The organism is Pseudarthrobacter sp. PH31-O2, assembly GCF_030063265.1.
Taxonomy (GTDB): Bacteria; Actinomycetota; Actinomycetes; order Actinomycetales; family Micrococcaceae; genus Arthrobacter.
This window is the reverse complement of record NZ_JASIST010000014.1, coordinates 1-11,944: the sequence shown is the minus strand read 5'-3', so window position 1 is coordinate 11,944 and position 11,944 is coordinate 1. Positions and strand designations below refer to the sequence as shown.

The following is an 11,944-nucleotide window of genomic DNA, read 5'->3' as shown; positions in this document are numbered from 1 at the left end:
CAACTAAGAACCAAACAACTAAGGAGCAATTGAAGTGACTGAGCGTATTGTGCTGGCCTACTCCGGTGGCCTGGATACTTCCGTAGCTATCGGCTGGATCGGTGAAGCTACCGGTGCCGAGGTGATCGCCGTGGCGGTCGACGTCGGACAGGGCGGCGAGTCGCTGGAGACGATCCGCCAGCGCGCCCTGGGCTGCGGCGCCGTCGAAGCCTATGTGGCTGACGCCTCCGACGAGTTCGCCAACGAGTACTGCATGCCCGCGCTGAAGGCCAACGCCCTCTACCAAGGCCACTACCCGCTGGTTTCCGCGATCTCCCGCCCCGTGATCGTGAAGCACCTGGTCAAGGCTGCCCGCGAATTCGGCGCTACCACGGTGGCCCACGGCTGCACCGGCAAGGGCAACGACCAGGTCCGCTTCGAGGTCGGTATCCAGACCCTCGGCCCGGACCTGAAGTGCATTGCACCGGTCCGTGACCTTGCCCTGACCCGCGACAAGGCCATCGCCTTCGCCGAGGAAAAGGGACTCCCGATCGAGACCACCAAAAAGAACCCGTACTCCATCGACCAGAACGTCTGGGGCCGCGCCGTCGAAACCGGCTACCTCGAGGACATCTGGAACGGTCCCACCAAGGACATCTACGACTACACCGCGACCCCGGAGTTCCCGCCGGCTCCCGACGAGGTCACCATCTCCTTCCACGCCGGTGTCCCGGTCGCGATCGACGGTGTTAAGGTCACCCCGCTGCAGGCCATCAAGGAGCTCAACCGCCGTGCCGGCGCCCAGGGCGTGGGCCGGATCGACGTCGTCGAGGACCGCCTCGTTGGCATCAAGTCCCGCGAAATCTACGAGGCGCCTGGTGCCATGGCGCTGATCACCGCGCACAAGCACCTCGAAGACATCACCATCGAACGCGAGCAGGCCCGGTTCAAGGCCACTGTCGGCCAGCGCTGGTCCGAACTGGTGTACGACGGCCAGTGGTTCTCGCCGCTCAAGCGCTCCCTCGACGCCTTTATCGAAGACACCCAGCGCTACGTCACCGGCGACATCCGGATGGTGCTGCACGGCGGCCAGGCGATCGTCAACGGACGCCGGTCCGGGACCTCGCTCTACGACTTCGACCTCGCCACCTACGACACCGGCGATACCTTCGACCAGTCCATGGCCAAGGGTTTCATCGAGCTGTGGGGCATGTCCGCCAAGGTCGCCTCGGGCCGCGACATCCGCGTCGCAGGTCAGTAGTGGCTTCCGGCACAAATGAAGGCGCGCTGTGGGGCGGCCGGTTCGCCGGCGGACCCGCTGACGCCCTCGCGGCGCTGAGCAAGTCCACGCACTTCGACTGGCGGCTGGCGCGCTACGACATCGCCGGCTCCAAGGCCCATGCCCGCGTCCTGCACAAGGCCGGCCTGCTCGACGACACCGAGCTTGAGGGCATGCTGGACGCCCTGGAACGGCTGGATGCAGACGTGGCCTCCGGTGCCTACCTGCCCGCGGACTCCGATGAGGACGTGCACGGCTCGCTGGAACGGGGTCTGATTGAGCGCGCCGGCACCCAGCTTGGCGGCAAGCTCCGCGCCGGCCGGTCCCGTAACGACCAGGTGGCCACGCTGGGGCGGATGTTCCTGCGTGACCATGCCCGGATCATTGCCCGCGGTGTCCTCGCAACGATCGCTGCTTTGGTGGACCAGGCGAAGGCCCATCAGGGCGTCGCCATGCCCGGCCGCACCCATCTGCAGCACGCCCAGCCCGTGTTGCTGAGCCATCACCTGCTGGCCCACGCCTGGGCGCTGTTGCGCGATGTGCAGCGTTTGGCGGACTGGGACAAGCGGGCCGGGGTGTCACCCTATGGCTCGGGTGCCCTCGCCGGCTCGTCGCTGGGCCTGGACCCGGAGGCTGTGGCCGCGGAACTGGGCTTCTTCTCCGCGACGCACAACTCGATCGACGGCACCGCCTCCCGCGATGTCTTCGCCGAGTTTGCGTGGATCACGGCCATGATCGGCGTGGACCTTTCCCGTGTGTCGGAGGAAGTTATCCTGTGGGCCACGAAGGAGTTCTCCTTTGTTACGCTCCACGATTCCTACTCCACCGGCTCCTCGATCATGCCGCAGAAGAAGAACCCGGATGTGGCGGAACTGGCCCGTGGCAAGGCCGGCCGGCTGATCGGCAACCTGACCGGGCTGCTGGCCACACTGAAGGGCCTGCCGCTCGCGTACAACCGCGATCTGCAGGAGGACAAGGAACCGGTCTTCGACGCCGCCGACACCTTGGAGGTCCTGCTCCCGGCAGTATCGGGCATGATCGCGACGCTGACGTTCAACACCGAACGGATGGAGTCCCTGGCGCCGCAGGGCTTCGCGCTGGCTACGGACATTGCCGAATGGCTGGTCCGGCAGGGCGTTCCGTTCCGTGAGGCGCACGAGCTCTCCGGGGCTGCGGTCAAGCAGGCGGAAAGCCGCGGCGTCGAGCTTTGGGACCTGACGGATGAGGAATACGCCGCGATCTCCGAGCACCTGACACCCGAGGTCCGTACGGTCCTGTCCACCGAGGGCTCGCTGAACAGCCGCAACTCCCAGGGCGGTACGGCTCCGGCCGCCGTCGAGCGCCAACTGGTGGCCCTCGAGAGCGAATTGGCCGGGGTCCGCGGGTACGCGGGCTAGCGACACACGCTCCCTCACTTCCTGCAGCATTTCCGCCGACGCTCCTGCACTGCCTGCAGGAGAGTCGGCGGATTTCCTGCCAAAAGTGAGGGAGCGCTGTGCGTTTGCCGCCAAAACTCCCCGCTAGCATTACGGCATGAGCGAAACTTTCCGCCAGTTGCTGCGTGGCCTGCCCGATTTCCCCGATGTACTTCCGGAGTTCGACCCGGCAGAAGCGCCCGCTGACCCCGCCGAGCTGTTCCGGCAGTGGTTCGATGAGGCGCTCTCAGCCGGTGTGCCGCAGCCCAACGCCTGCAGCCTGGCCACGGCGGACCGCCTAGGGCGTCCCTCCGCCCGGATGCTCATCCTGAAGGACATCGACGGTGGCGGCTGGCACTTCGCCACGTCCCGTGCGTCGCGGAAAGGCCGGGAGCTTGCGGCCAACCCGGAGGCCGCGCTCAACTTCTTTTGGCAGCAGCAGGGCCGTCAGGTCCGGGTGGCCGGCGGTGTTGTTGAGTTGTCGGCGGAGGCCTCCGCCGCAGACTGGCACGCCCGGCCGGGGGCCGACGGCGGCGATAACCCGGACTGGCAGCTCTATGCCCTCCGGCCCCGCGAAATCGAGTTCTGGCAGGCTCGGCACGACCGCCGGCACATCCGCCACCGCTATGGCCCGGGGTCCTTCAGTTAATCCGGATTTATCCAGGGCGCTCGGTTAGGATGTTCGCCATGACCACAATCACGCCGGAAAAACTCCTGGCAGAACTCCGCCGCGCCGCCGACGTCGTGGCGGGGATAGCTGCCACCTTTTCCGAGGAGGACGTCAAGGCGCCCTCGGAACTGCCGGACTGGACCCGGGGACATGTGCTGGCCCACCTCTGCGGCATCGCCAACGCGATGGCCCGCCAGCTGGAATTCGCCGCGCAGGGCAAGACCATCGAACTCTATGACGGCGGCTTCGAAGGCCGGACCCGGGCGATCGAAATGTCGGCCGGACACCCCGTGGCGGAACACCGCTCCGATCTGGATCACGCCTTGGTCCGGGCGTTGACTGCTTTTGAATCCCTTGACGGCGCCGACTGGCACAGGCCGATCAGTTTCCGCGGGGGAGTTGTGTTCGACGGCGGACTGGCACTCTGGCGCGAATTCGTCATTCACGCCGCAGATCTTGGCACCGGCCGCGGTCCCGAGACCTGGAGCCGGCCGTTCTGCGAGCACCTTTTCGAATTCCTGGCCGCGCGGGTGCCCGACGGGCAGCGCTTTGTCCTCCAGCCGCTCGGACTGCCAGCCGTGGCCATCGGTACGCCCGGCAGCCGATCGACGGCCGTCAACGGGATGCTGACCGACATTGCTGCCTGGCTCGCGGGCCGCACGCCCACTCTCGGCAGCCTGCGCGCCACGGCCGCGGCCGACGGCGTCGACCTCCCGGCGCTGCTTCCGTGGCCGGCCGGGGTGCCTGCCACCCGCTGAGCCCAACTCGGGCGCCTAACCACTCGGGAGCCGGCCCGCGCCCGCTACTGCTTGACGGCAGAGACCAGCAGGTGTTCCCGGGCCAGAAGGCTTTTTTTGATTACCAGCCCCCACCGGAACCCGCCCAGGCTCCCGTCGGTGCGGATCACCCGATGGCACGGTACAAAAAGCGCCGCCGCGTTGAAGGCGCAGGCGCTGGCAGCAGCGCGGACGGCCTTCGCATTTCCCGACATTTCCGCGTACTCGGTGTAGCTCACGGGGTGTCCCGGCGCGACGGTGCGGAGGATCTCCCAGGCATGCCCGCGGAACGGACCGGACTTCTGCAGCACCGGTACCGCCATAGCCGGTTGCGGATAGCCGGCGTAGAACTCGTCCACGGCATCGGAGATGACGCCGAGGCCCGGGACGGACTCGAAGGCCCCCGGCAGCAGGTCCGGGTGGATCTGCCCGGTCAAGTCCCCGGGAACAGCCGTCCACCCGGAGGCAAGCACCGCACCGTCCCGGGCAATGATGGTGAACGGGCCGTCGGGGGTGGACATGGTCAGCAACTGGGCTTTCATAATGCCGCTTTCTTGGGAGCCAGGGGGGAAATGGATGATGTTTTGGGAGCCGCGGCCCGGGCGAGCGCCGCTATGCGCCACAGGTGCATGGTGGCGTAGGACCGCCAGGGGCTGAGCTCGCGGAAATCGGGGCTCAGGGGCTGGCCCGGCGACACGGCGCCGTCAGGATCCGGGGCCAGCGAGCGGATGCCATTGCGCACCGCCGCGTCGTTGGCAAGGAAGACATCCGGTGCGCCGATCACGCGCATCGCCACATAGCCCACCGTCCACGGCCCCACCCCGGGCAGGGGCAGCAGTTTGGACTCCAGCCCCGGCAGGTCATCGCCATAGCCAAAGTCGAGACTGCCCGAAGCCATCGCAGCGGCTGCATTCCGGATCGAATCGACGCGGCGTTGCGGGCCCCGGAGCAGTCCGAGGCCGTCCGCGGCAATTTGCTCCGCGGTGGGGAATAGCCGGTGCAGGCCGACGGCGGGAACCAGGCTGTCGCTGCCGGCGGCGGACAACCGGATAAGTGCCGTCCGCGCGGCGGCGACGGTGATCTGCTGGCCGATCATTGCCCGGATCAGCAGCTCCTGCGGATCGACGGCGCCGGGCATCCGGATTCCCGGCGTGGCGGTGACTCCCGCCGCCAGCCGGGGATCGGATCCCAGCACCTCGTCGATGGCGACCGGGTCGGCGTCAAGGTCCAGCAGCCGGCGGACCCGGCTGAGCAGGGAGGGCAGGTCCCGGAGGTCGACGGCGCCGATGCTCAGCAGCAGCGGGCGGCCGCTGGCTTCGGCGTTATAGTCCACCCGGAAGCGCGCATCGCCGTGGGCCATACGCAGCGTCCGCGCATAGGAGCTGGAGGTGCCCTCCTCGACGCCGGGGATGGCCCGGACCGCGAGGAAAGAAAAAACGCCGGGGTCGAAGGGTTCGCGGTACGGCAGGTTCAGCGTCAGGGCCGTCGACGACACAGCAGCCAGGGGCGGCGTCCGGTGGTGGCGTGCCGTGGCCCGCAACGCCGACGGGGTCATGGCGAAAACTTCGCCGATGGTCTCGTTGAACTGGCGGACGCTGCTGAATCCGGCAGCGAACGCGATGTCGGCGACCTTGATCGTGGTGGAGACCAGCAGGGTCCGCGCCGTCTGGGCCCGGCTGGCACGGGCCAGCGAGAGGGGGCCGGCGCCGAGCTCGTGGCTGAGGATCCTGTTGAGCTGGCGCGAGGAGTAGCCCAGGCGGGTGGCGAGGCCTTCGACGCCGTCGCGATTGATCACCCCGTCGTTGATCAGCCGCATGGCGCGTCCGGCGATGTCCGAGCGGACATTCCAGGCAGGCGTGCCGGGCACCGCCTCGGGCAGGCAGCGTTTGCAGGCCCGGTAGCCGGCGTCGTGCGCGGCGGCGGAGGTCTCGTAGAACGTGACATTGCCGGCCTTGGGGGTCCGGGCCGGGCAGGACGGCCGGCAGTAGATGCCGGTCGTGCGGACAGCCGTGTAGAACTGCCCGTCGAACCGGATGTCCCGGGCGTCGATTGCCCGGTAGCGCTGCCAGAAATCCATGAGTTCATCCTGCCAGCATCCGGGTGCCGCTGCTAGCGGAAATCGGACATGGCCGTGCAGGGTGATCCGGCGGGTTTGTTAAAGTCGGAGCATGAGTGAGACTCCTCCTGACAGTGCGCCGGGCCGTGGATTCCCGGCCACTGGGCTGCGGGGGCTCCTGTCCGCCGACGCCCGGCAGGTGGCGCCGCTGCTGCTTGGCGCGGTTTTGACGCACGAGGGTCCCGATGGCCTGGTGTCCGTGCGGATCAGCGAGGTGGAGGCCTATCTGGGACCGCACGACTCGCAGCACCCGGATCCCGGTTCGCACACCTTTCGCGGCGCCACCGCGCGCAACGCCCCGATGTTCGGCCCGGCCGGGCACCTCTACGTCTACCTCAGCTACGGCATGCACCACTGCGCCAATATCGTCTGCGGACCGCTCGGAGAAGCCTCTGCCGTGCTGCTGCGGGCCGGAATGGTTGTGGCCGGGGAAGACCTGGCACTCACCCGCCGGCCGACATCGAAATCCGCCAGGGAGCTTGCAAGCGGCCCGGCCCGGCTCGCCACGGCACTGGGCATCACGACGGCGGACACCGGCCAGGATGCGCTCTTGGCCCCGTTCCGGCTTGACCTGCCGGACCTGCCGGCCGTGGATGTCAGTTCCGGACCACGCGTCGGCGTCTCGGGCGCCGGGGGCAGCCGCGACTACCCGTGGCGCTTCTGGGTCACCGGCGACCCGACCGTCTCCCGCTACAAGGCAGCGAAGGTGCGCCCGGGGTAGCAGGCCGGCCCTGCCGGGCGACCGGCACACGTGCCCGAAGGAACCGTAAAAGCCCAGCGAGTAAGCTTGACGGGTGAATCAAAGCGAGCTTCCCCGGACCACGATGACCAAGAGTGAAACCGCTGCGCCGGTGGACAAACTTATCAGCAGCCTGTGCGCCACCATCCCGGATTACCCCAAGCCGGGAATTGTCTTCAAGGACCTGACCCTCGTTTTCGCCGACGGCGCGGCACTCAAGGCTGTTGTGGACGCCCTGGTGGAGCCGTTCAAGGGCCAGTTCGACGCCGTGGCCGGCGTGGAGGCCCGCGGTTTCCTGCTGGCTGCCGCCGCGGCCTACGCCACCGGCACGGGCGTCATCACCGTCCGCAAGGCCGGCAAGCTACCCCGTGAAGTGGTCTCCGAGGACTACGCGCTCGAGTACGGCAGCGCCACCCTGGAACTGCACACCACTGACCTTGCGCCCGGCAGCCGCGTCCTGATTCTCGATGACGTCCTTGCCACGGGCGGCACGCTGGCTGCCGCCGTCCGGCTGTTCGAACGCTGCGGCGTCGAAGTGGCCGGTGTGGGTGTGGTCCTGGAACTGGATGAGCTTAACGGCCGTTCTGCCCTCGACGGGCATCGGGTCAGTTCCCTGCTGCGGCTGTAAACCGCCCTCCGGGCCCGGCGGGCGGCAAGGTGCACCGGGCCGCGGGACGATCCCGCGGGCCCCGCTGCACCGGGGTGCAAAAAGCGGTCGTGTAGCGGTGCCGCACTGAAATGGTTGTAGAATGGTTGGTCTGTCTTTTTCGATAGGGGAACGTTCGATGCACGACGCTGATTTGGCCCATGAACGCGACTATGTCGCCGGACTTTACGCCCGGCTCGACGAGCTGCGGGCGGAAAAGCGCACCCAGCTGGCGCAGGTCCGTCGGGCCGGTGCGGTGGGCACTATGCAGAACGTCTCCGAGCGGGATGCTTTCGCTGCACTCTACGAGGACCGCCTTGCGCAGCTCGACGCCGTCGATGACCGGCTGGTGTTCGGCCGCCTCGACCTCGACTCCGGGGAGGCGCAGTACATCGGCCGCATCGGGCTGACCACTGACGAGCTGCAGCGGCTTATGCTCGACTGGCGTGCGCCGGAAGCCGGACACTTTTACCAGGCCACCGCGTTTGACCGGCAGGGAGTGCGGCGCCGGCGCCACCTCATCCTGCAGGGCCGCGAGGTCAAGGCCATCGAGGACGATGTCCTGGACGCCGGGCTGCTCGCGGACAACGAGTCCCTGCAGGGCGAGGGCGCGCTGCTGGCAGCCCTGAACTCCAAGCGGACCGGACGGATGTCAGACATCGTCGGCACCATCCAGTCCGAGCAGGACCGGATCATCAGGTCCTCGATCTCCGGAGCCCTTGTCGTCCAGGGCGGGCCCGGCACCGGCAAAACGGCGGTTGCCCTGCACCGCGCGGCCTACCTGCTCTACACACACCGGGACCGGCTCAAGACCGCCGGCGTCCTGCTGGTGGGACCGTCGTCGTCCTTTATGAAGTACATCGAACGCGTCTTGCCGTCACTCGGCGAGACCGGCGTTGTGATGGCCAGTGTCGGCCGGCTGATGCCCGGAATCCATGCCGTGGCCGAGCCGGAGTCCGAGGTCGCTGCCATCAAGGGCCGGCTGGACATGGTCGAGGTCGTGGCGAACGCGGTGGCCAACCGGCAGCGTATTCCTGCGCAGAACCGCGTCCTTGAAGTGGACGGACGCAAACTCCTCCTGACTCCCCGGCAGGTCCGCCGTGCCCGGGACCGCGCACGCTCCATCGGCAAGCCGCACAACGAAGCGCGCGTTTCGTTTGTCAGGATGCTGCTGCGCGAACTTACGGAACAGATGACCGAACTCGTCGAGGCCGGCAGCATCGGCAACAACGCAGACCGCTCCTACCTGGCCGAGGATGTCCGCTCCGCCCGGGACGTCCGGATCGCATTGAATCTGTGCTGGATGCCGATGACGCCGGAGAAGCTGATTGGTGAACTCTTCAGCAAGCCGGCGATCCTGGAAGCCTGTACCCCCCAGCTCAGCCCGGCCGAGCGGCAACTGCTGCTCCGCCCGGCCGATGCGCCGTGGACCGAAGCTGACGTGCCGCTGTTGGACGAGGCAGCCGAACTCCTCGGCGAGCTGGACGCCGCTGCGGGCAGGGGGCTGGCACAGCAGGAACACGATCGTGCACGCGACCTGGCCAACGCCAAACAGACGCTTGTTAACATGGAAACCGCCGGCGTAGACGTCTTGATCTCCGCGGAAGAGCTCGTTGACCAGAACCAGGAACGCGAGGCCCGGCTCACTGCAGCAGAGCGTGCCACGACCGACCGCAGCTGGGCCTTTGGGCACATTGTGGTGGATGAGGCCCAGGAGCTCTCGCCGATGCAGTGGCGCCTGCTGGTCCGCCGCTGCCCGCTGAAGTCCTTCACCATCGTGGGCGACATTGCCCAGACCAGTTCCGTGGTGGGCGCCAATTCCTGGCAGAGCGCCCTGGCCCCGATGTTCGGTGACCGCTGGCAGCTCGAGGAGCTCACAGTCAACTACCGCACACCGTCGCAGATTGCCGAAGCGGCGGCCCGGATGGCCAACGCGGCGGGGCTTGTCGTCTCCGCACCCAAGGCTGTCCGCGAGGGTCGCTGGGCGCCGGTGGTCGACCGCGTCGAGCCGGGCCAGGTGATCAGCAAGCTCGTGGCGGTCCTGCCGGAGGAACTCGCTTCCCTGGAGGGCGGCCTGCTGGCGGTCATTGCCGACGGCGGGCTTCTTTCCGAAGCCACCGCGGCACTGCGCGCCGTTTACGGGCGCCGCGTCGGCACCGACGCCGGAAGTTATGCCCAGGACATCGTTGTTATCAGTCCCCGCGAGGCCAAAGGCCTGGAGTTCGACGGCGTTGTGGTGCTGGAGCCTTCGGCCATGCTGAACCGTGAGCACGGCCGTGTCGGTGACCTGTATGTGGCCATGACCCGGCCCACCCAGCGGCTGCGTCTGATCGCCTCCGCCGGCGTGCCGGCGGGCATCGAAGACTGAGCCCGGCACGGCGGTGCCGGTCTCGATCGAAAGTCACAGACGCTGAGGGTGCGCTGATCCTGCTACCTTAGATTCCGTGTCCCAGCTAAATGATCCCCGTTCCCAGCAGAATGACCCCAGCTTCGCCGACGTCTGGCAGGAGCTGAAATGGCGGGGCCTGGTCCACGTCTCCACGGATGAGGCGGAGCTCCAGCAGCTGCTCGCCGGAGAACCAGTGAGCTATTACTGCGGCTTCGATCCCACTGCTCCGAGTCTGCACCTGGGCAACCTGGTGCAGTTGCTGCTAATGCGCCGGATCCAACTAGCCGGCCACAAGCCCCTCGGCCTCGTCGGCGGCTCCACCGGCCTCATCGGTGACCCGCGCCAGAGTGCAGAGCGTGTGCTTAACACCCCCGAGACGGTAGCAGAATGGGTCGGAAAACTGCAGGCGCAGGTCCAGCGGTTCCTCAGTTTTGAGGGCGACAACGCGGCCCGAATGGTCAACAACCTTGACTGGACAGCGCCCTTGAGCGCCATCGATTTTCTGCGCGGAATCGGCAAACATTTCCGGGTCGGCACCATGATCAAAAAAGACATCGTCGCCAACCGGTTGAACTCCGACGAGGGAATCAGCTACACGGAATTCAGTTACCAGATCCTTCAGGGTATGGACTATCTCCAGCTCTTCCGTGACCACGGCTGTGTCTTGCAGACCGGGGGATCGGACCAGTGGGGCAACCTGACCAGCGGCACTGACCTGATCCGCAAGGTTGAGGGCAAACACGTCCACGCGCTTGGGACACCACTCATCACCAATGCCGACGGGACGAAGTTCGGCAAGAGCGAGGGTAACGCCATCTGGCTTGATCCGGAGATGTGCAGCCCGTATGCGTTCTATCAGTTTTGGCTCAACACCGCAGACAGCGACGTTGCTGCGCGCCTTAAGGTCTTTACGTTCCTCAGCCGGGCGGAGATCGAGACCCTGGAGGCTGCGCTGGCCGAGCGGCCGTTCGCCCGCGAAGGGCAGCGCAAGCTTGCCTACGAAGTGACTTCGCTCGTGCACGGAGTAGAAGCGACAGAGAAGGTCATTGCCGCCTCTGCTGCGTTGTTTGGCAACGGTGATCTGAGCGCCCTGGACGAGGCAACGCTCAAGGCAGCCACGTCCGAGCTGCCGTCCGCGACAGTCGGCGCCGGCACCTTGGGCATCATCGAACTCCTGGTCGCAACGGGCCTGTCGGAGAGCAAGTCCGCCGCCCGCCGCACGGTGGGGGAGGGCGGGGCGTACGTCAACAATGCCAAGGTTGCAGATCCCGACGCCGTCATTGAGCCCGGCCAACTGCTCCACGGCCGATACCTGCTGTTGCGCCGCGGCAAAAAGAACCTGGCCACCGTGGAAGTCAGCGTGCCCTAGCCGAACACCGCGCGTCGACGTACCCCGTTTGCCGCCCCGCTTGCAAGGTCGGGGCGGAGCGTGTATTGTTCTTTTAGTCGCCACCGCAGAGTGGCGGCCAACCCCAACCAAACTAGAGAAGCAATTCTTTTAGCGCTATTGTCCTCCCCGGAGTACATCGTGCAAATCGAAAAAATGCTTCATATTTTGGTGGGGACATTTGCTCCAGCAAGTGAACTTCGGATGAAAATCCGGATTTGCAAAGCGGAAATGAATGAAATAAGATTGAAATATCGCAGCAAAGAAAGACTGAAAGATAAAGAATTCATTTAGTTGAATTGTTTCAGCTACTACTTTGAATGTGTCTGTTGTTTGAGAACTCAATAGTGTGCCAAGTTTGTTGATACCAATTTATTGTATTGAATTGGTTGAATTGATCAGGTCCGCCACCCCGTGGTGGGGTCTGGTTTTTACAGCTGGTTTCAAATTTTGTGCAGCTGATGCGTCCCGTTTTCCCGGGGGTGTTGGTTGTGTCTGTTTTACTTCAACGGAGAGTTTGATCCTGGCTCAGGATGAACGCTGGCGGC

The 11,944-nt window shown here is 66.2% G+C and carries 11 protein-coding genes; 9 read left to right on the top strand and 2 right to left on the bottom strand.

What is annotated here, in order from left to right:
• Nucleotides 1-34: 34 nt before the first annotated feature.
• The 4 genes from QMG72_RS16840 to QMG72_RS16825 all read left to right on the top strand — a co-directional run bounded on the left by QMG72_RS16840 (nt 35) and on the right by QMG72_RS16825 (nt 4,101).
• Nucleotides 35-1,240: an argininosuccinate synthase gene (locus tag QMG72_RS16840; RefSeq protein WP_226774714.1), complete on the top strand. Its 1,206-nt coding sequence runs from the start codon at nt 35-37 to the stop codon at nt 1,238-1,240.
• Nucleotides 1,240-2,655, top strand: a complete 1,416-nt coding sequence (argH, locus tag QMG72_RS16835) for an argininosuccinate lyase (RefSeq protein WP_226774713.1) — start codon at nt 1,240-1,242, stop codon at nt 2,653-2,655. The genes QMG72_RS16840 and argH overlap by 1 nt, the downstream gene beginning before the upstream one ends.
• Nucleotides 2,656-2,791: 136 nt before the next feature.
• Nucleotides 2,792-3,322 (top strand): pyridoxine/pyridoxamine 5'-phosphate oxidase, encoded by a 531-nt coding sequence (locus tag QMG72_RS16830; RefSeq protein ID WP_253033192.1) that lies wholly within the window; start codon nt 2,792-2,794, stop codon nt 3,320-3,322.
• A gap of 38 nt (nt 3,323-3,360) precedes the next feature.
• On the top strand, nt 3,361-4,101 hold the full coding sequence (locus QMG72_RS16825) for a maleylpyruvate isomerase family mycothiol-dependent enzyme (RefSeq protein WP_282359405.1): 741 nt from the start codon (nt 3,361-3,363) through the stop codon (nt 4,099-4,101).
• A 44-nt stretch (nt 4,102-4,145) separates the two neighbouring features.
• Here the strand turns inward: QMG72_RS16825 and QMG72_RS16820 are convergent, their stop codons facing one another.
• Both QMG72_RS16820 and QMG72_RS16815 read right to left on the bottom strand, forming a co-directional pair.
• On the bottom strand, nt 4,146-4,661 hold the full coding sequence (locus tag QMG72_RS16820; RefSeq protein WP_282359406.1) for a methylated-DNA--[protein]-cysteine S-methyltransferase: 516 nt from the start codon (nt 4,659-4,661) through the stop codon (nt 4,146-4,148).
• On the bottom strand, nt 4,658-6,196 hold the full coding sequence (locus QMG72_RS16815) for a DNA-3-methyladenine glycosylase 2 family protein (RefSeq protein WP_282359407.1): 1,539 nt from the start codon (nt 6,194-6,196) through the stop codon (nt 4,658-4,660). Before QMG72_RS16815 ends, QMG72_RS16820 begins: the two co-directional genes overlap by 4 nt.
• A 91-nt stretch (nt 6,197-6,287) precedes the next feature.
• Here QMG72_RS16815 and QMG72_RS16810 point away from each other — a divergent pair, with 91 nt between their 5' ends.
• The 5 genes from QMG72_RS16810 (at nt 6,288) to QMG72_RS16790 (ending at nt 11,690) form a co-directional block, all read left to right on the top strand.
• Nucleotides 6,288-6,956: a DNA-3-methyladenine glycosylase gene (locus QMG72_RS16810; protein ID WP_283481196.1), complete on the top strand. Its 669-nt coding sequence runs from the start codon at nt 6,288-6,290 to the stop codon at nt 6,954-6,956.
• A 103-nt stretch (nt 6,957-7,059) separates the two neighbouring features.
• Nucleotides 7,060-7,602: an adenine phosphoribosyltransferase gene (locus QMG72_RS16805; protein ID WP_282359431.1), complete on the top strand. Its 543-nt coding sequence runs from the start codon at nt 7,060-7,062 to the stop codon at nt 7,600-7,602.
• Between the two features lie 157 nt (nt 7,603-7,759).
• Nucleotides 7,760-9,988: a HelD family protein gene (locus QMG72_RS16800; RefSeq protein WP_282359409.1), complete on the top strand. Its 2,229-nt coding sequence runs from the start codon at nt 7,760-7,762 to the stop codon at nt 9,986-9,988.
• Nucleotides 9,989-10,064: 76 nt separating this feature from the next.
• Nucleotides 10,065-11,378 (top strand): tyrosine--tRNA ligase, encoded by a 1,314-nt coding sequence (gene tyrS / locus QMG72_RS16795; RefSeq protein ID WP_226774706.1) that lies wholly within the window; start codon nt 10,065-10,067, stop codon nt 11,376-11,378.
• Nucleotides 11,379-11,468: 90 nt separating this feature from the next.
• Nucleotides 11,469-11,690 carry a hypothetical protein gene (locus QMG72_RS16790; RefSeq protein WP_283481194.1) on the top strand — a complete coding sequence of 74 codons (222 nt, stop codon included), beginning with the start codon at nt 11,469-11,471 and terminating at the stop codon, nt 11,688-11,690.
• Nucleotides 11,691-11,944 lie beyond the last annotated feature (254 nt).

Coding starts and splice junctions, on each gene's coding strand:
- QMG72_RS16810 (WP_283481196.1), top strand. CDS start 6,288: ATGAGTGAGACTCCTCCTGACAGTGCGCCGGGCCGTGGATTCCCGGCC.
- QMG72_RS16805 (WP_282359431.1), top strand. CDS start 7,060: ATGACCAAGAGTGAAACCGCTGCGCCGGTGGACAAACTTATCAGCAGC.
- QMG72_RS16815 (WP_282359407.1), bottom strand. CDS start 6,196: ATGGATTTCTGGCAGCGCTACCGGGCAATCGACGCCCGGGACATCCGG.
- QMG72_RS16820 (WP_282359406.1), bottom strand. CDS start 4,661: ATGAAAGCCCAGTTGCTGACCATGTCCACCCCCGACGGCCCGTTCACC.
- QMG72_RS16830 (WP_253033192.1), top strand. CDS start 2,792: ATGAGCGAAACTTTCCGCCAGTTGCTGCGTGGCCTGCCCGATTTCCCC.
- QMG72_RS16825 (WP_282359405.1), top strand. CDS start 3,361: ATGACCACAATCACGCCGGAAAAACTCCTGGCAGAACTCCGCCGCGCC.
- QMG72_RS16800 (WP_282359409.1), top strand. CDS start 7,760: ATGCACGACGCTGATTTGGCCCATGAACGCGACTATGTCGCCGGACTT.